The sequence below is a fragment of the Ellagibacter sp. genome (assembly GCF_048412355.1).
Classification (GTDB): Bacteria; Actinomycetota; Coriobacteriia; order Coriobacteriales; family Eggerthellaceae; genus Ellagibacter.
The window spans coordinates 1-17,596 of record NZ_DBFSAP010000034.1; the positions used below are offsets into that span (position 1 = coordinate 1).

25 protein-coding genes are annotated in these 17,596 nt (G+C 58.7%); 21 read left to right on the forward strand and 4 right to left on the reverse strand.

What is annotated here, in order from left to right; genetic code table 11:
* Nucleotides 1–306: 306 nt before the first annotated feature.
* From ACMRQN_RS04095 to guaA, 4 genes are all read right to left on the reverse strand, one after another.
* Nucleotides 307–1,098 (reverse strand): MerR family transcriptional regulator, encoded by a 792-nt coding sequence (locus ACMRQN_RS04095; RefSeq protein ID WP_418733939.1) that lies wholly within the window; start codon nt 1,096–1,098, stop codon nt 307–309.
* 42 nt (nt 1,099–1,140) lie between these two features.
* The gene (locus ACMRQN_RS04100) at nt 1,141–1,473 is read right to left on the reverse strand and encodes a TfoX/Sxy family protein (protein WP_418733940.1); all 333 of its coding nucleotides are present in this window, start codon (nt 1,471–1,473) and stop codon (nt 1,141–1,143) included.
* The gene (locus ACMRQN_RS04105) at nt 1,473–2,705 is read right to left on the reverse strand and encodes an ATP-binding protein (protein ID WP_418733941.1); all 1,233 of its coding nucleotides are present in this window, start codon (nt 2,703–2,705) and stop codon (nt 1,473–1,475) included. The genes ACMRQN_RS04100 and ACMRQN_RS04105 overlap by 1 nt, the downstream gene beginning before the upstream one ends.
* A 101-nt stretch (nt 2,706–2,806) precedes the next feature.
* Nucleotides 2,807–4,411: a glutamine-hydrolyzing GMP synthase gene (gene guaA, locus ACMRQN_RS04110; protein WP_418733942.1), complete on the reverse strand. Its 1,605-nt coding sequence runs from the start codon at nt 4,409–4,411 to the stop codon at nt 2,807–2,809.
* Nucleotides 4,412–4,777: 366 nt separating this feature from the next.
* Here guaA and rplB point away from each other — a divergent pair, with 366 nt between their 5' ends.
* The 21 genes from rplB (at nt 4,778) to nagB (ending at nt 17,560) form a co-directional block, all read left to right on the forward strand.
* Nucleotides 4,778–5,608: a 50S ribosomal protein L2 gene (gene rplB, locus ACMRQN_RS04115; protein WP_158050394.1), complete on the forward strand. Its 831-nt coding sequence runs from the start codon at nt 4,778–4,780 to the stop codon at nt 5,606–5,608.
* Nucleotides 5,609–5,631: 23 nt separating this feature from the next.
* Entirely contained in the window at nt 5,632–5,904 is a 273-nt protein-coding gene (rpsS, locus tag ACMRQN_RS04120; protein WP_296061600.1) for a 30S ribosomal protein S19, read from the forward strand.
* A gap of 13 nt (nt 5,905–5,917) precedes the next feature.
* Nucleotides 5,918–6,259, forward strand: coding sequence for a 50S ribosomal protein L22 (rplV, locus tag ACMRQN_RS04125; protein ID WP_158050396.1), 342 nt, complete (start codon nt 5,918–5,920; stop codon nt 6,257–6,259).
* 5 nt (nt 6,260–6,264) lie between these two features.
* Nucleotides 6,265–6,978 (forward strand): 30S ribosomal protein S3, encoded by a 714-nt coding sequence (gene rpsC / locus ACMRQN_RS04130; RefSeq protein WP_158050397.1) that lies wholly within the window; start codon nt 6,265–6,267, stop codon nt 6,976–6,978.
* On the forward strand, nt 6,978–7,400 hold the full coding sequence (gene rplP / locus ACMRQN_RS04135; RefSeq protein WP_158050398.1) for a 50S ribosomal protein L16: 423 nt from the start codon (nt 6,978–6,980) through the stop codon (nt 7,398–7,400). The genes rpsC and rplP overlap by 1 nt, the downstream gene beginning before the upstream one ends.
* Nucleotides 7,401–7,595: a 50S ribosomal protein L29 gene (gene rpmC, locus ACMRQN_RS04140; RefSeq protein ID WP_139652572.1), complete on the forward strand. Its 195-nt coding sequence runs from the start codon at nt 7,401–7,403 to the stop codon at nt 7,593–7,595.
* Between the two features lie 21 nt (nt 7,596–7,616).
* The gene (rpsQ, locus tag ACMRQN_RS04145) at nt 7,617–7,877 is read left to right on the forward strand and encodes a 30S ribosomal protein S17 (protein WP_158050399.1); all 261 of its coding nucleotides are present in this window, start codon (nt 7,617–7,619) and stop codon (nt 7,875–7,877) included.
* 45 nt (nt 7,878–7,922) lie between these two features.
* Nucleotides 7,923–8,291: a 50S ribosomal protein L14 gene (gene rplN, locus ACMRQN_RS04150; protein WP_158050400.1), complete on the forward strand. Its 369-nt coding sequence runs from the start codon at nt 7,923–7,925 to the stop codon at nt 8,289–8,291.
* Nucleotides 8,292–8,315: 24 nt separating this feature from the next.
* The gene (gene rplX / locus ACMRQN_RS04155) at nt 8,316–8,630 is read left to right on the forward strand and encodes a 50S ribosomal protein L24 (RefSeq protein WP_246155894.1); all 315 of its coding nucleotides are present in this window, start codon (nt 8,316–8,318) and stop codon (nt 8,628–8,630) included.
* Between the two features lie 125 nt (nt 8,631–8,755).
* On the forward strand, nt 8,756–9,304 hold the full coding sequence (gene rplE, locus ACMRQN_RS04160; protein WP_158050402.1) for a 50S ribosomal protein L5: 549 nt from the start codon (nt 8,756–8,758) through the stop codon (nt 9,302–9,304).
* Nucleotides 9,305–9,397: 93 nt separating this feature from the next.
* The gene (locus ACMRQN_RS04165; RefSeq protein ID WP_158050403.1) at nt 9,398–9,583 is read left to right on the forward strand and encodes a type Z 30S ribosomal protein S14; all 186 of its coding nucleotides are present in this window, start codon (nt 9,398–9,400) and stop codon (nt 9,581–9,583) included.
* 110 nt (nt 9,584–9,693) lie between these two features.
* A complete protein-coding gene (rpsH, locus tag ACMRQN_RS04170; protein WP_158050404.1) occupies nt 9,694–10,092 on the forward strand; it encodes a 30S ribosomal protein S8 in 399 nt (132 codons plus the stop codon).
* A gap of 17 nt (nt 10,093–10,109) precedes the next feature.
* Complete coding sequence (gene rplF, locus ACMRQN_RS04175; RefSeq protein ID WP_296061620.1) at nt 10,110–10,652, forward strand: 50S ribosomal protein L6; 543 nt, start codon at nt 10,110–10,112, stop codon at nt 10,650–10,652.
* A 39-nt stretch (nt 10,653–10,691) separates the two neighbouring features.
* The gene (rplR, locus tag ACMRQN_RS04180; RefSeq protein ID WP_296061623.1) at nt 10,692–11,063 is read left to right on the forward strand and encodes a 50S ribosomal protein L18; all 372 of its coding nucleotides are present in this window, start codon (nt 10,692–10,694) and stop codon (nt 11,061–11,063) included.
* A gap of 14 nt (nt 11,064–11,077) precedes the next feature.
* The gene (gene rpsE, locus ACMRQN_RS04185) at nt 11,078–11,602 is read left to right on the forward strand and encodes a 30S ribosomal protein S5 (protein ID WP_276998479.1); all 525 of its coding nucleotides are present in this window, start codon (nt 11,078–11,080) and stop codon (nt 11,600–11,602) included.
* Between the two features lie 2 nt (nt 11,603–11,604).
* Complete coding sequence (rpmD, locus tag ACMRQN_RS04190; RefSeq protein WP_158050408.1) at nt 11,605–11,796, forward strand: 50S ribosomal protein L30; 192 nt, start codon at nt 11,605–11,607, stop codon at nt 11,794–11,796.
* A gap of 162 nt (nt 11,797–11,958) precedes the next feature.
* Entirely contained in the window at nt 11,959–12,408 is a 450-nt protein-coding gene (gene rplO, locus ACMRQN_RS04195) for a 50S ribosomal protein L15 (protein ID WP_158050409.1), read from the forward strand.
* Nucleotides 12,402–13,682, forward strand: coding sequence for a preprotein translocase subunit SecY (secY, locus tag ACMRQN_RS04200; protein ID WP_297151915.1), 1,281 nt, complete (start codon nt 12,402–12,404; stop codon nt 13,680–13,682). The genes rplO and secY overlap by 7 nt, the downstream gene beginning before the upstream one ends.
* Nucleotides 13,683–13,841: 159 nt before the next feature.
* Nucleotides 13,842–14,468: an adenylate kinase gene (locus ACMRQN_RS04205; RefSeq protein ID WP_296061641.1), complete on the forward strand. Its 627-nt coding sequence runs from the start codon at nt 13,842–13,844 to the stop codon at nt 14,466–14,468.
* A 165-nt stretch (nt 14,469–14,633) separates the two neighbouring features.
* Nucleotides 14,634–16,751 (forward strand): cytochrome C oxidase Cbb3, encoded by a 2,118-nt coding sequence (locus ACMRQN_RS04210; protein WP_418733943.1) that lies wholly within the window; start codon nt 14,634–14,636, stop codon nt 16,749–16,751.
* Nucleotides 16,752–16,834: 83 nt separating this feature from the next.
* A complete protein-coding gene (gene nagB / locus ACMRQN_RS04215; protein WP_418733944.1) occupies nt 16,835–17,560 on the forward strand; it encodes a glucosamine-6-phosphate deaminase in 726 nt (241 codons plus the stop codon).
* Nucleotides 17,561–17,596: the final 36 nt, after the last annotated feature.

The following is a 17,596-nucleotide window of genomic DNA, read 5'->3' on the forward strand; positions in this document are numbered from 1 at the left end:
GCAGGGACTTCCCGTTCGAGGCGACGATCGACTCGAACGCTTCGAAGTCCTCGGTTCTGGTCAATTCCGGCATGTAGTGGGCGCGGAGCGCCGCCACCGCGTCGGCGCGCGTGGTAAGATTCATCGTGAAGGGCCTTTCTCTTGCTTGCTTTGGCTTAGACACCCGCAAGCATACCGAAGGGCCCTTTTCCTTCGCTAGCAGATTTCTCGGCTGTTTTTCCTCAAAAACTTAACTCGCACGCAAGCGAGTGCTCAAGAAAAAGGGCTTCGTGTGCGCGCGGTGGCTGACGCGATGAGCAATCAGCCCTATTCGACCGGCAACTGAATCTCGGTCAGCCACTCGTCGACGGATTCCTTGTTCCAGATGCCATCAATGTAGCTCTCGCGGGAGAAACCCGCCACCTTGTACCCGTTGTCCTCGGCGTACTTGTAGATGAATGCGTACGCTTCGCCAAGGTTTTCGTAGGCGCCCTGGTGGTAAATGCTCAAAACCTTGGTCTCGGGGACTTCACGGAACTTGATGTTGTCGCTTTCCGTGCCGAACTCCTCGACGGCCTCGGAATGGCGCACGCGTACGTCGGCCTCGCGGTGCTCGCAGTCTAGGTACTCCACGAACTCGTACGGCGGCTCCGCGCATTTCAAGTCTGGGTTGAGGGCTTTTGCCTCAGCGCCCTGGGCTGGGATCCACTGCATGGCGTCGGAGTATTGGGCGAGTGTCGCTTCGGAGTAGTAAACGATGCAGGAGGGGATGGTCTTCTCGGTTACTTGATGGTTCATGCTGTTTCCTTCCAGTAGGTGATGGATCACAGAAAGGTTTCTGGCAATCTTGGCCTGCTGTTCCTGAAGTGTGTGCGCTTGCTCCAGGAGAATCTCCCGCTCATCCGCACCGCCGAGAATCGCCTTAATCTGGGCAATCGGTATGCCCAGCTGGCGAAGCGCCTTGATGCGAGCGGCAGTTCTGAGCTGTGCGGTGTCGTATATGCGGTATCCTGTCCACTCGTCGACGCGGGCGGGCGAAAGAAGCCCTTCCTTTTCGTAGAAACGCAGGGCCTTCACCGTCAGCATGGACAGCTTGGAAAACTCGCCGATCTTCAGCATGCTGAATGCCTCCTTTCCTATTACGGCGCCTACTGTCAGGCCTTACCTTAGGGGAGAGTCAAGGGGTGACTTTCGGTTCTTTTTCGGAGGTGGAAGCTGAGGGAGCATTGCCGCGACGGTTGCTGCGATAAGTGCGGGGTCATCGGAGTCTACGAGCAGCATGGGTTTCGCTCCTTCGTAGGGAATGTCCTCGCTTGGGAAAGATTCGCGAGCAACAGGTACGTCCTTGAGCAGCAGCCTGTCGTCGTAAATGCCACCAAAGAGGACTCCCTCGCTGTACAGAAGGTATTCGCCCATCATCTTGCGATGCGTGACGGCAGGGGTTTCGCGCAGCAGATCGAGCGCATATGCCAGGTATTCTTCGGTAGATGCCATCAGAACTTCTTTCCATTTTGCATGAACTCGGGGATGTTGGCATGAATGATGCCATCCCTTTGCTGGATGGGGTCGCTTCGCGTTAGCAGGTACTTGGGATAGTTGTCCTTAATCTGAGTAAAGGGCCGGTATTCGCGCTCCTCCGTTGCCCGGTCGGCCATGATGGTCATGGCAACTTGGACGTATGCGTAGCCCATCTCGGGGTTCCTGAGGATGAAGTCGCATTCCAGCTTCCCGATGCGTCCGACGCTGACCTTGCAACCCTGCGCGAGAGCGTAGCGGTAGACGATGTTCTCGAGGACGGGCCCGTAGTTGATGCGTTTGTCGGTGTTGAGGGCGAAGTAGAAGCCCAGGTCCGCCAGGTAGTACTTTTGCTCGCCCCGCAGCGATTTCCGCGATTTCGGGTCGAAGCGGGCGCACTTGCTGACGATCTTCGCGTCTTCGAGGATCTGGAGGTATCGCGCGAGCGTCTCGCGCTTGATCTTCACGCCCTGCTTGCTCTCGAGGTCTGATTGGATGTTCGCAAGCGACGTGGTGGCGCCGAAGTTGTTGATGACGTAGTCGCGCACCTGGTTGAACACGGAGACGTTCTTGATCTTCACGCGCCTGCGAATGTCCTTCTCGAAGATCTCCTCGATAATGGCGGCAACGTAGGCGCGCTTGTCGGCGAGCTGGGGGTAATCCATCGCTTTCGGAAAGCCGCCCTCGAGGATGTAGGCGTCGAACTCCGCGACCGGGTTCGGGTTCACGGGCAGTCCTAAGAAGCGCTTCATCTGGCAATACTCGCCGAAGTCCAGCGTCTGCATCTCGAATTCGATGTAGCGCCCGGTTAGCTTCGTGGCCAGTTCGCCCGAGAGCAGATAGGAGTTCGAACCGGTGATGAAGATGGAGAAGCCGCCTTCGGTGCGCAACCCGTTGAGCACGTCCTCGAAGCCGTCGACGTTTTGAACCTCGTCGATGAAAAGGTACTTCGTCCCCGAGATGGCGAGCAGGGGCTCGACGAGGGCCTCGAGCTGTTCAGGGGTCTTGACGGATCGGTACCCGTATCGGTCCAGGTCGAAGAAGACGATGTGCTCGTCATCGACGCCTTCGGCCCTCAGCTCTTCGGCGATGCACTGCATGAGGCAGGACTTGCCGCAGCGGCGGACGCCGGTGATGACCTTGATCATCCCGTCGTCATGGTAGAAGCCGCGGATCTTCTTCAGGTAGTTTTCTCTAGGGAATAAACGCATACTGGCTCCAATCTTCGTTGGAGCCAGTATATCAAATTAGAGGCTTATTGGGGTACTCGTTATCGTCTAAGCGATTTATACCCCCATAACTAAGGAATTTCCTACTCCCATTCTATTGTCGAAGGAGGTTTCGGCGTTATGTCGTAGCACACGCGGTTGGCGCCGGGGACCTCGGCGACGATGCGACTGGAAATCTTGCCCAGCACCTCGTAGGGCAGCTTCGCCCAGTCGGCGGTCATGGCGTCGGAGCTCTCGACGGCGCGCAGGATGATCGGGCGCTGATAGGTGCGCTCGTCGCCCATGACGCCCACGCTCTTGATATCGGGCAGCACCGCAAAGTACTGCCAGCAGCTGTGCTCGGAGTTGCGCTCGCCGGTCTCCTCGAAAAGCCGTGCGTTGTAGGCGTCGAGCTCCTCGCGCACGATGGCATCGGCGTTCTTCAAGATCTCGAGCTTCTCCTTGTCAACCGCGCCGATGATGCGGATTGCCAGACCCGGGCCTGGGAACGGCTGGCGGTACACGATGTGCGCCGGAAGACCCAGCGCAAGACCCAGCTCGCGGACCTCGTCCTTGAAGAAGTGGTCGAGCGGCTCGATGAGGTCGAAGCTCACGCCATCGGGGAACGGGATCAGGTTGTGGTGGCTTTTGATGGTGGAAGCCTTGCCGCCCGTCTTGCGTGCGCCGGACTCGATGATGTCGGGGTAGATGGTGCCCTGGGCAAGGTACTTCACGGGCTTGCCATCGGTTTCCAGCTGCTGGGCGACCGCGAAGAACTCCTTCCAGAACTGCGTTCCGATGATGCGGCGCTTTTGCTCCGGCTCGGTCACGCCGGCCAGGAGCTCGGCGTAGCGGTCCTCGGCGTGCACATGGATGAAGTCGACGTCGAACTGCTTGGTGAAGACTTCCTCGACCTGCTCGGGCTCGCCCTTGCGCAGCAGGCCGTGGTTAACGAACACGCAGGTCATCTGCTTGCCGATGGCGCGGGCGCCAAGGGCGGCGACCACGGAGGAGTCCACACCGCCGGAAAGCGCCAGGATGACGCGGTCCTCGCCGACCTTCTCGCGGAACTCGGCGGTCATGGTCTCGACGAGGTTGTCCATCGACCAGTTCTTTTCGAGCTTGCAGACGTTGAAGAGGAAGTTGGAGAGGATCTGCTGGCCGAATTCGGTGTGCTTGACCTCGGGGTGAAACTGCGTGGTGTAGATGCGCTTCTCGGCGTTCTCCATCGCGGCCACAGGGCATACGTCGGTCGATGCCACCACAGTGAAACCCTCGGGCACGTCGCGCACGGCGTCGAAGTGACTCATCCACACGGTCTGATCGGTCGGTGTGCCCTCGAAAAGCGCGCCGCCCTCAACGTGAAGCGTCGCGGGGCCGTATTCGCCCACCTCGGGGTGGAACACGGTGCCGCCGAGCGTCACCGCCGTGATTTGATGCCCATAGCAAAAGCCGAGCACCGGCACGCCCAGCTCGTAGATCGCAGGGTCGACGCGCGGGGCGTCTTCGGCGTTCACGCTCGCCGGGCCTCCCGACAAGATGATGGCGGACGGCGACATCTCGCGTACCTCCTCGGCGGTGATGTCGCATGGCACGATCTCCGAGTACACATGAAGGTCGCGCACGCGGCGGGCAATCAGCTGCCCGTACTGCGCCCCGAAGTCGAACACGAGGACTTTCTGCGCTGAAGCTTGGGATGATGCGCTCAATGCTGCTCCTTAGTCGAGTATCTTCATTCGCCGTCTCGTCAAGCGGCGTCTTTTCTCAATGGAACATCTTACTAAAAGGGTGGGGGAGTGATACCCGTTGCTAGGTGAAGGGTTTGGTAAAGAGTTGTGGTCACCTTGTGTTCCCAGGTCGTTACGAAAAGACCCTCTTGCCGGCATTCCAAAAGATGTGTATAATCTTCGGTTGCGTCTGCGGTGTTATGGATACACCCGGGCGCGTGGTTAGACCGGCGTCATGACATCGAGCCTCCATCGGTGCCCACGGCAATCGGGAAGCCACGTAAGGTAGGAGGGTTTTTGGTGTGCGGAGAGGCGCGCGAGCAAAAACCCAGCAAGAAAGAGAGTGTCATGGGAGTCAAACAGTACAAGCCGACGAGCCCTGGCCGCCGTTTCCAAACGGTCTCCGATTTCGCCGAGATCACCACGTCGAAGCCGGAGAAGTCGCTGCTTGCGCCCCTTCACAAGAAGGCTGGTCGCAACAACAAGGGCCGCATCACCGTCCGTCATCAGGGCGGCGGCAACAAGCGTCGTTACCGCATCATCGACTTCAAGCGCAACAAGGACGGCGTGCCCGCCAAGGTGGCAACGGTCGAGTACGACCCGAACCGCTCCGCCCGCATCGCGCTTCTGCACTACGTCGACGGCGAAAAGCGCTACATCCTTCACCCGAAGGGCCTGAAGGTCGGCGATATGGTTGTTTCCGGTCCCGAGGCCGACATCAAGCCGGGCAACGCGCTTCCGCTCGCCAACATCCCCGTTGGTACGCTGATTCACGCGGTTGAGCTCCAGCCTGGCAAGGGCGCCGCTCTTGCGCGTTCCGCTGGCACGAGCATCCAGCTCATGGGCAAGGAAGGCAAGTACGCGATTCTGCGTATGCCGTCCTCTGAAATGCGTCGCGTCCTTCTGACCTGCCGCGCGACCGTTGGCGAAGTCGGCAACGCCGAGCATGCCAACATCCGCATCGGCAAGGCCGGCCGCAACCGCTGGAAGGGCATCCGCCCGACCGTCCGCGGCACCGTCATGAACCCGGTCGACCACCCGCACGGCGGTGGCGAAGGCAAGAACAAGTCTTCGGGTCGCAACTCTGTTTCGCCGTGGGGCATGCCCAGCAAGGGCCATCGCACCCGCAACCCGAAGAAGGCTTCGAGCCGTCTCATCATCCGTCGTCGCAAGAAGTAGCGCGGACACGTTAAGGAGTAACTGTGAGCAGAAGTTTGAAAAAAGGTCCTTTCGTAGAGCCGCGTCTGCTTGGCCGTATCGAGGCCATGAACGCAGCTGGCGAAAAAGACGTCATCAAAACCTGGTCGCGTGCCAGCACCATCTTCCCGGATATGGTGGGCCACACCATCGCCGTCCACGATGGACGCAAGCACGTGCCGGTGTACATTACTGAATCTATGGTCGGCCACAAGCTGGGCGAATTCGCCCCGACCCGCACCTTCAAGGGTCATTCCGCCGACAAGGGCAAGAGATAGGTAGGGGTGAACAATGGAAGTTAGAGCACAAGCCCGTTACGTCCGCGTTTCTCCCCGCAAGGCGCGTATCGTCGTCGACCTCGTTCGCGGCAAGTCCGTCGCCCAGGCTCAGGAGATTCTGCGCTTCACCAATCGCGGTATCGCAGAGACCGTGGAGAAGGTTCTCAACTCAGCCGTTGCGAACGCGGAGCACAACAACCACCTGCGCGCCGAGTCCCTCGTCGTGAAGAAGGCCTACGTTGACGAAGGCCCCACGATGAAGCGTATTCGTCCCCGCGCAAAGGGTTCCGCCGCTCGCATCCGCAAGCGCACGAGCCACATCACGATCGTCGTCGCCCCGCGAGAGGAGGCATAAAGCACATGGGTCAGAAAGTCAACCCGACTGGTTTCCGCATCGGCGTCACCGAAGACTGGCGCAGCCGCTGGTACGCCGACAAGAATTACGCCACTAACCTGGCGAACGACCTCGAGATCCGCGAGTTCCTGAACAAGCAGCTCTCCCGTGCCGCCGTCTCCAAGGTCGAGATCGAGCGCGCAGGCGACAAGATCAAGGTCATCGTCACCACCGCTCGTCCGGGCGTGGTGATCGGCAAGAAGGGTGCCGAGATCGACGCTCTCCGCAAGAAGCTCGAGAAGATCGCCAACGGCCCCGTGAACATCGAGGTCGTCGAGGTCAAGCGTCCCGAGCTCGACGCGAACCTCATCGCTCAGTCCGTTGCTGAGCAGCTCGAAGGCCGCGTGGCCTTCCGCCGTGCGATGCGCAAGGCCGTGCAGTCCGCTCGCAAGAGCGGCGCCAAGGGCATCCGCATCCAGTGCTCCGGCCGTCTCGGTGGTGCCGAGATGAGCCGCCGCGAGTGGTACCGCGAAGGCCGCGTGCCTCTGCATACCCTCCGCGCCAAGATCGATTACGGCTTCTGCACCGCCAACACCACCATGGGCGCCATCGGCATCCAGGTGTGGGTGTACCACGGTGAGGTCCTCCCCGGCCAGAAGGCTCCCCAGCCGGCCCTCGAAGGCACCTCTCGTCCGAGCCGTTCCCGTCGCAACGACCGTAACGAAAGGGGGACGAAGTAATGCTCGTACCTAAGCGCGTCAAGCACCGCAAGGTGCAGCGTGGCTCCATGAAGGGCAAAGCCAAGGGCGGCACCCGTCTGAGCCATGGTTCCTGGGGCATTCAGGCCCTCGAAGCTCACTGGATCACCAATCGCCAGATCGAGGCTGCTCGTATCGCCATGACCCGCCAGATGAAGCGCGGCGGCAAGGTTTGGATCACGATCTTCCCCGACAAGCCGATCACCAAGAAGCCGGCAGAAACCCGCATGGGCTCCGGCAAGGGCAACCCCGAAGAGTGGGTAGCCGTCGTTAAACCGGGCCGCATCATGTTCGAGCTCGATGGCGTTGACGAAGCGACCGCTAAGGAAGCTCTTCGCCTTGCCATCAACAAGCTGCCCATCAAGTGCAAGATTGTTTCCAAAGAAACGGAGGGGCAGGCGTAAATGAAAGCAGCAGAGATTCGTGAACTGTCTGCCGACGATCTGCAGGCGAAACTGAAGGAAGCGCGCGCTGAGCTTTTCAACCTGCGTTTCCAGATGGCTACCAGCCAGCTCGACAACACCGCTCGTGTTGGTCAGGTTAAAAAAGACATCGCTCGCATCCAGACCGAGATGCGTGCGCGCGAGCTAAGCGCTTAAGGCGAGAAAGGTTAGTGCAACATGAGTGAAACTCGCAATTCGCGCAAGGTCCGCCAGGGCGTTGTGGTCAGCGATGCCAATGACAAGACCATCGTCGTTGCCGTCAAGGAGCGCAAGCCGCATCCGGTCTATGGCAAGATGATCACCACCACCAAGAAGTTCCATGCGCATGATGAGAACAACGAAGCCGGCATCGGCGACACTGTTCAGATCATGGAGACGCGTCCGCTGTCCAAGATGAAGCGCTGGCGTCTGTCGAAGATCGTCGAGAAGGCAAAATAGCACGTGCGTTTTTGCATGCTATTCACGAGAAAGTTAGGTTAAGCAATGATTCAGATGCAAACCATGCTCGCGGTTGCCGACAACTCCGGCGCTCGCAAGGTGCAGTGCATCAAGGTCCTGGGCGGCTCCAAGCGCCGTTACGCGGGCCTCGGTGACGTGATCATCTGCAGCGTCAAGGAAGCAATGCCGAACGGCTCCGTGAAAAAGGGCGAGGTTGTACGCTGCGTCGTCGTGCGCGTCAAGAAGGAAGTGCGTCGCGCCGATGGCAGCTACATCAAGTTCGACCAGAACGCGGCTGTCCTGATCAACCAGGACGGCTCTCCGCGCGGCACCCGTATCTTCGGGCCCGTCGCTCGCGAGCTCCGCGACAAGAAGTACATGAAGATCGTGTCTTTGGCACCGGAAACGCTGTAGGGAGGTTAGTGAGATATGTCTTCGATGCATGTTAAGAAGGGCGACACCGTGAAGATCCTGTCTGGCAAGGACAAGGGCAAGACCGGTGAGATTCTCCGCTCCATCCCGCAGCGTCAGCGCGTGGTCGTCGAGAAGTGCAACATGGTGAAAAAGGCTATGCGCCCCACGCAGCAGAACCCGCAGGGCGGCATCACCACCGTTGAGGCTCCTCTTCACGTTTCCAACGTGATGCTTGTTTGCCCGAACTGCAAGGAAGCCACCCGTACTTCCAAGCGTGTTAACGAGCAGGGTAAAAAAGTCCGCGTTTGCAAGAAATGTGGAAAAGACATCGACAAATAGGTGTCAAGTAACGTATAATCTTCAGCCTGCGCGCCTTTCGGTGCGCAGGTTGTTGTATGACCCTGGGCAATCCAGGGACGCCGGGTCGGAAATCCGGCGTTCAAATCATCGGATGAGAGGCAAAAATGACTACTCCTCGCTTGAAGGAAAAGTACAAAAGCGAAATCGTCGCGAAGCTCGAGAAAGAGCTCGGCATTTCCAACATCAACAATGTTCCGCGTCTCCAGAAGATCGTCGTGAACATGGGCGTTGGCGCTGCCGCCAGCGACCACAAGCTGCTTGATGCTGCCATGAACGACATGCGCATCATCACCGGCCAGCAGCCCTGTGTCACCCGCGCCAAGAAGTCCATCGCAGGCTTCCATGTTCGCGAGGGCCAGGCTATCGGCTGCAAGGTCACCCTTCGTGGCGACCGCATGTGGGAATTCCTCGACCGCCTGCTGTCCACCGCGCTTCCGCGCGTTCGCGACTTCCGCGGCATCTCCCGCACCAGCTTCGACGGTCGCGGCAACTACACGCTCGGCATCACCGAGCAGCTGATCTTCCCTGAGATCGAGTACGACAAGGTTGACCGCACCCGTGGTATGGACATCACGTTCGTCACCACCGCTGAAAACAACGAGAATGCCCTTGCGCTCCTCGAGGCGCTCGGCTTCCCGTTCAAGAGCAAGTAAAACAAATCGGGTCGCACTCGCGGCCCATTTGCGTAACCTCGGCATTAAGGCTGCCTAAGGGAGGCGGCCTTTAAAGCAAGAAAGAAGGAATGCATGGCTAAGAAATCGATGATCGCCAAAGCCAAGCGCGAGCCGAAGTTCTCCACGCGTCAGCACAACCGCTGCACGCGCTGCGGACGTCCGCGCGCTTACTATCGCAAGTTCGGCCTGTGCCGCATTTGCGTGCGCGAGCTGGCGAGCAAAGGCGAACTTCCCGGCGTGACCAAGTCCTCTTGGTAGTCCTTTCCGGATTCACACGCTAGGGTGTGCCGGCGCATCAGGCGGAGGCGTTATGGGCGCCAACGAACCGAGCGCTTAGGCTCATCAAGGATCAAAGGAGAAAAACAAAAATGAGCATGACCGACCCCATCGCAGATATGCTTACGCGTGTGCGTAACGCTCATTCTGTCGGCAAGCCGACGGTTTCCATGCCGTCGAGCAAGAAACTCGTCGAGATCGCCCGCATCATGCAGGAAGAGGGCTACATTCAGGGCTTCGAAATCATCGATGGCGAGCCCCGCGCAACCCTCGAGATCACGATGAAGTACGGCCCCAAAAAGGCCAAGACCATCCGCGGCATTAAGCGCATTTCCAAGCCTGGTCTGCGCATCTACGCCGGCAAGAACGACCTTCCGCGCGTTCTCGGCGGCCTCGGTACCGCAATCATCTCGACTAGCCAAGGCGTTATGACCGACCGCGACGCTCGCAACAAGGGCATCGGCGGCGAGGTTATCGCCTACATCTGGTAGGAAAGGAAGGCAAAGATATGTCGCGTATTGGCAAGCAGCCCGTCGCCGTTCCTGCCAACGTTGAGGTGACCATCGACGGTCATAACTTGACGGTGAAGGGCCCGAAGGGCGAACTGCACCGCAGCTTCAACCCGATGATGACCATTGCCCGCGAAGGCGATGAGATCATCGTTTCTCGTCCGGATGACTCCCGCGAGGCCAAGAGCCTCCACGGTCTCACCCGTACGCTCATCCACAACATGGTCGAAGGCGTTGAGAATGGCTTCCAGAAGAAGCTTCAGCTCGTCGGCGTCGGCTACCGCGCCGCGCTCAAGGGCACGTCCCTCGAGCTTTCCCTCGGCTACTCTCATCCGGTTGTCATCGAAGCGCCTGAGGGCATCAACTTCGAGGTCCCCAGCCAGACCGAGATCATCGTTCACGGCGCAAGCAAAGAGCAGGTTGGCCAGGTTGCAGCCGACATTCGCAAGTGGCGCAAGCCGGAGCCTTACAAGGGCAAGGGTATTCGCTACGAGGGCGAGGTTGTGCGTCGCAAGCTTGGCAAGGCTGCTAAGGGCGACTAGTGGGCTTAAGCGCTACGGTAATTTACTGAAGGGATCATCATGAGAAGCAATGATTTGAAGCATGAGAAAGGCTTAGCCCGTCGCCATCGTCGCGTTCGCGGCAAGATTTCCGGCACTCCTGAGCGTCCGCGCCTTTGCGTGACGCGCAGCAATTCGAACATCTACGCGCAGGTTATCGACGATGTGTCGCATACCACCATCTGCGGCGTTTCCAGCCTCGGCCCCGAGTTCAAGGCAACGGGCAAGAAGGGCGGCACCGTCGAGGGCGCAGCTGAGATCGGCACCATCATCGGCAAAATGGCTCAGGAAAAGGGCGTCACGAAGGTCGTCTTCGACCGCGGCGGCCACCTCTATCATGGGCGCGTCAAGGCTCTGGCCGACGCTGCTCGTGAAGCAGGCCTGGTATTCTAGAAGGGGTTAAGCGTATGGCTCGCAAACAGCAAGAAAACGCTGCCGTTCCTGAGCTCCAGGAGCGCGTCGTTTACATCAACCGCGTGTGCAAGGTCGTCAAGGGCGGCACGCGCTTTGCGCTCACCGCGCTTGTCGTCGTCGGCGACGGCAACGGCCGCGTGGGCATCGGCCTGGGCAAGTCTAAGGAAGTGCCTGTGGCTATCAAGAAGGGCGTCGATGACGCGAAGAAGAACATGTTCTCCGTCGCCATCACCAAGGAAGGCACCGTTCCCCACGACATCGTGGGCGAGTTCGGCGCAGGCCGCGTCCTCATCATGCCGGCTGCTCCTGGTACCGGCGTTATCGCCGGCGGCCCCGCTCGTGCGGTCATGGAGCTCGCAGGCATCAAGAACGTGTTCGCCAAGTCTCTCGGCACTAACAACGCGATGAACGTTGTGAAGGCTGCTGCAGACGGTCTCCAGAAGATGCAGAGCCCGGTTGAGGTTGCGGAGCGCCGCAACATGTCCGTCGCTCAGATCTTCGGCGGGAAGGAGAACTAGTAATGGCTGAGGCACAGAAAACGCTGCGTGTAACGCAGATCAAGAGCTCCATCGGCTACAAGAAGGATCAGCTTGCCACGCTCAAGAGCCTTGGTCTTGGCAAGATCGGTCGTTCCCACGACCTCGTGGACAACGAGTCTGTCCGCGGCATGATCTTCAAGGTGAAGCATCTTGTGAAAGTGGAGGAACTGTAAGTTGGGATTTGCCCCGCTCACATATTCTCATTAAGGTATAATCTCGGATTGGCGTGCCGGACACCGGTGGCGCCAATCTGGGCGTTATTAGGAAGTTAGCTGGCGGCGAGCTGCCAGCCCCAGGTAAGACAGCCTGGAAGCGAATGTAAGGAGTATTGCACAATGGAACTTAAGGATCTCAAGCCTGCAGAGGGCTCTCGTCACAGCCGCAAGCGCGTCGGTCGCGGCAACGGCTCTGGCTATGGCAAGACTGCCGGTCGCGGTCTGAACGGTCAGAAGTCCCGCGCTGGTGGCGGCAAGCGCCCCGGCTTCGAAGGCGGCCAGACTCCTCTCGCGATGCGTCTGCCGAAGCTCCCCGGCTTCCGCAACATCAATCGCGTCGAGTATCTGCCGGTGAACGTTTCCCGTCTTGAGGAGAAGTTCGAGGCCGGCGAGGTCGTCAACGGCGAGTCTCTCAAGGCTAAGGGCATCATCAAGCACGAGGATGCGCTGGTGAAGGTTCTGGGCGACGGCGAGCTAACGAAGGCTCTCACCGTTTCGGTCGATAAGGTGTCTGCTTCCGCTAAGGCGAAGATCGAAGCAGCCGGAGGAAAGGTCGAAGAGCCTTGCTAAGCTCTATCATTGACGCATTCAAGGTACCGGAACTTCGTAAGAAGATTCTGTTCACGTTGGGTATTTTGGCGCTGTATCGTTTCGGAGCCTACATCCCCGTGCCCGGTATCCCGTTCAACGAGTTCGCGAATTCCTTTTCGAACTCGGGCGTCTCGATGACCATGCTCGACTTGTTCACGGGCGGTGCCCTTTCGCACTTCTCTGTGTTCTCACTCGGCATCATGCCCTACATCACTGCATCGATCATCATGCAGCTGATGCAGGGCGTGATTCCCGCCGTGGGCCGTTGGGCGAAGGAAGGCGAGACCGGTCGTCGCAAGATCACCCAGGTCACGCGTTACCTGACGCTCGGCCTTGGCCTGATCAACGCTATCGGCTACCTGCTGCTGTTCAAGTCCTCCGCATACGGCGTGGTCTTCACCGACCAGGTCCCCGAAGTCCTGACCGACATCATCGTGGTGTTCACGCTTGTTGCCGGCACGGCCTTCATCATGTGGATGGGCGAGCTTATCACCCAACGCGGTATCGGCAACGGCATGTCGCTCATCATCTTCGTGAGCATCGTGTCCCGCGTTCCCGCTGCTATCTTCTCGTCCGTGAACCTGCAGGCTGATTTCGGAATGGGCATTGCTATCACGGCGCTCATCCTCATCGTGGTTCTCGCTTGCATCCCCGCGATCATCTTCATCGAGCGCGCTCAGCGCCGCATCCCGGTGAACTATGCCAAGCGCGTCCAGGGCCGCAAGATGATGGGTGGCCAGTCCACCTACATCCCCTTGAAGGTGAATGCTGCGGGCGTTATCCCGATCATCTTCGCGAGCTGCATCATCTACTTCCCGGCTCAGCTTGCTGCGCTGTTCAACGTTGGTTGGCTGACGGCGTTCGCTGATGCAGTTTCTACCGGTTGGCTCAACTGGATTTTGACCGTGCTGCTCATCGTGTTCTTCGCGTACTTCTACACCTCGATGGTGTTCAACCCCGAGGACACGGCGGACAATCTGCGCAAACAGGGTGGCTTCATTCCCGGTGTGCGTCCCGGCTCTGCAACCGTAACTTACATCAAGAACGTGATTCATCGCGTGACCCTTCCGGGCGGTATCTTCATCGCCTGCATCGCGGTCATCCCGACGATCATCTTCTACTTCAGCGGCAACCAGCTCATTCAGGCGTTCGGCGGCACCTCGATCCTCATCATGATCGGCGTTGCGCTCGACACCATGAGCAAGGTCGAAAGCCAGCTGAAGATGCATAACTACGACGGCTTCTTCAAGTAAGACCGTTTGCATATGACCTGTTCATGTGCATGTTAGGAACCAAGGCCACGGGTGGAGTGCCCGTGGCCTTTTCCGTTTGCGTGAAGTTTCGCGCTCACGTTGCGCGTTTGGTAGAATAGGCGATGGAATTTATCCTTGCTGATTGAAAGGAACTCAATCATGAATATCGTGTTGCTGGGTGCTCCGGGCGCTGGTAAAGGCACGCAGGCTGCCAAGCTCGTCGAGGAATTCGGCACGCCCCATATCTCCACTGGCGACATGCTTCGTGCTGCCGTGAAAGCTGGAACCGAGCTTGGTAAAAAGGCGAAGTCCTTCATGGACGCGGGCGATCTCGTCCCCGACGACGTCATCATTGGGCTTGTGACCGAGCGTCTCGGCGAACCGGACACGGAAAAGGGCTTCATTCTCGATGGTTTCCCGCGCACTTCCGCTCAGGCTGTTGCGCTTGACGCTGAGCTTTCCAAGCTGGGCCGTCCCCTGTCCGCCGCTCTTCTTATCGACGTTGACTCCGAGGTTATCGTGAAGCGCCTCACCTCGCGTCGTATGTGCAAGGACTGCGGCTACATCGGCTCTGAAGCTGACGCGCAATGCCCCAAGTGCGGTGGCGAGATGTACCAGCGCGACGATGACAACGAGGCAACCGTTCGCAATCGTCTCGACGTGTACGAGAAGTCCACGAGCCCGCTCATCGATTACTATCGTGGCTGCGACTTGCTCGTTTCCATCGATGGCGATCGGGATCCGAACGTTGTCTATGCCGACGTGAAGAAGGCTCTTGAGCTGTAAGAGGGGCAACGCGGCGGTCTATTCGTCGTTCTCACCAGAAAACCCCGTATTCCCAAGGCCCCGTTCATTGAGCGGGGCCTTTCTCCGCTATAATGATGAGTCATGCCAACGCTCCGAAGGAATATCACGTATCTGTACGAGTCTCGGGTCCTCCCGAGGCGTTCTTTGCTTGCGCATATTGCCAAGGTGGCGGCTGTCATTATTGCAATCGCGCTTTTCCTCGAAGTCTTCGTGTTCAACATCAACTTCTATAAGTCGCTGGGCTACAACTCGATTGATCTAAGTGATTCCCTTGAGCTGCAGGAAACCAGCGACGAGCAGTATAAGATTACCGAAGTTGACAACGTCATTGAGTTCTCGAATTTGAACACCGAGGTCCACAACGTGTATCTCAAGTTCGACTGGGAGCAACCTGCGCAAAACCTTACCTTCAAGATTCAGTTCACCGACGATGCCCACGCAACGTACTTTGATACGACGGAATATACCCTCGGTGTTCCCGAGGTCGACATCTCGACCATGGTGTCGGAGAGCCAGTACGTGAATCTGAATACTACCGGCTACGTGAAGAATCTTCGAATCGAGCTTGTCGGCAACGAGAAGACCAACTACCCAGTTCGCCTTACAAGTCTTGTGTTGAACGCCCATCGGCCGTTTTCCTTCAACTTCCTTCGCTTTTTCGGCGTGATCGGCATCCTGGCGTTTACATATCTCTTCCGCCCTGGTTCGAGTGTTTACCGTGTGAGCATTGTTCGCCGGCCGAAGCTCTCGAAGGGGGGAATCATCTGCGCGGTCGCGATCGAGGTCGTGCTCATCTCGTCGTTTCTCTTCATGGGGTCCAACCTTGTGGGCGTTGCCACGTCGACCTACAACTTCGGATCGTGGGACGGCCATAGTATTGCGAACTCGTTTGAGGTCGGCGGCGAGAACGCGCAGCAGTATGCCGAGCTCGCTAAATCCATGTCGCAGGGGAAGCTCTATCTGGAAGAGGAGCCGCCCGACTGGCTTCAGCAGATGGACGATCCCTATGACAAGGGTGCTCGTGACGAGTTGCAGAAGGAGACGGGCGAGCCGTATCTGTTCGACGTCGCTTACTACCAGGGACACTATTACGTGTACTTCGGTGTGGTGCCGGTGCTGCTGTTCTACTTGCCGTGCTATTTGGCGACAGGCGCGAGTTTCCCAACAGCTATCGGCGTGCTCCTCGCAGTGATCGCTTTTATTCTGGGGTGCTCGGCCTTGCTCGATCGCTTTGCCCGCTATCATTTCAAGCAAGTGAGCCTTGGACTGTACCTGCTTCTCCAGATTGCCCTTGTCGCGTGCTGTGGAATATTGTACCTGGTGAAGTTTCCGACGTTCTATTCGCTGCCGATAGCGTGCGGCTTGGCGTTCTCCGTCTGGGGGCTCTATCTGTGGATGTGCGGTCGCGGCTCGCAGAGGCCGTGTGGATGGTATCTCGCGGGCTCGTTATGCATGGCGCTTGTCGCAGGATGCCGACCGCAGCTTGTGCTGCTATCGTTTCTTGCCTTCCCGCTGTTCTGGCGCCGCTACATCACCGAGCGCCGGCTTTTCACGAGGCGAGGCGCTCAGGAATTCGCTTGCTTAATAGCGCCGTATGTCGTGGTCGCTGCCGGCATCATGCTGTATAACAATGCGCGCTTCGGGTCCCTCACCGACTTCGGCGCGAACTACAATCTCACGGTCAACGACATGACGAAGCGCGGAATGAACGTGGGACGATTGGCCCCCGCGCTGTTCACGTACTTCTTGCAGCCGCCATGCGTGACGGGGGTGTTCCCCTTCCTGCAGCCGACGCCGTTCGAGACCACCTACATGGGGCAGACTATCAAAGAAGTCACCTTCGGCGGCGTGCTGGCCTGCCTGCCGGTGCTTTGGGTGCTTCCGTTCGCTTCCCGCATCCTGAAGCTGCGTATTTCTCAGCGCTCGACGCGCACAATCATGGGCGTCATCCTGGTGCTGATCGCAGCGGGCGTCATCGTCGCGCTGCTTGATGCGGAGATGGCGGGAATCCTGCAGCGCTACTATGCCGACTTCAGCTTCATGCTCTTGGCTGCCGCGGTGCTTCTCGTCTTCATTGTGAACGAGAACCTTGTGCCAGGTTCGACGATGGCGCAGGTGTTCACCAAAGTGCTTCTCTTGCTTGTGGCAGTGAGCGTCCTCTATAGCGCGCTCATTTGCTTCGTCCCCGAAACGGGGTGGTATTCCGATGTGTATTCTTGGGCGTATTCGAGCTTCTTTGAGACGGTACTTTTCTGGACATAACGAGTGCGCTGCAGCATGTGCGTTGCACTGGATGAAAGCGAAGGAGCGGCCGGGCTGGCCGCTGGTTGGAAAGGAAAACTGACGTGAACGTAGTGGTTACCGAAAACTATGAGGAGATGAGTGTTGCCGCGGCGAACGTGATCGCGGAGCAGCTGAAGGCGAAGCCGGACAGCGTCCTCGGCCTCGCGACAGGCACGACCCCGATTGGCCTGTATGCCGAGCTCGTGCGCGCGTGCGACGCGGGCGAGATCAGCTTCGCTAACGCGCAGTCGTTCAATCTCGACGAATATCGCGGCCTGCCTGGAACTCACGACCAGAGCTACCGTTACTTCATGCAGGACAACCTCTTCGACCACGTCGATATCGATGTTGAGAAGACACATGTACCCGACGGCTCGATGGATGACGCCCAGGCGGCGTGCGACGCTTACGAGCAGGCAATCGCGCAAGCCGGCGGCGTCGATTTGCAGCTTCTGGGCTTGGGGCACAACGGGCACATCGGCTTCAACGAGCCGTGCGATTCCTTCCCCGTGACCACGCATTGCGTCGAGCTCACGGAGAGCACCATCCAGGCGAACAGCCGCCTGTTCGATTCCGCCGATGAGGTGCCGCGCGAGGCCTACACCATGGGCATCGGCACCATCATGAAGGCGCGCAAGATTCTCCTCGTGGTGAATGGCGCAGGTAAGGCGGAAATCGTTCGCGACGTGCTTCGTGGGCCAGTAGTTCCGCAGGTTCCTGCGAGTGTTTTGCAGCTGCATCCGGATGTGACGGTGGTGCTCGATAAGGAGGCGGCAGCGCTTTTGTAGGATTCGCTGCACGCGCGATGGCATGAGAAAGGGAAA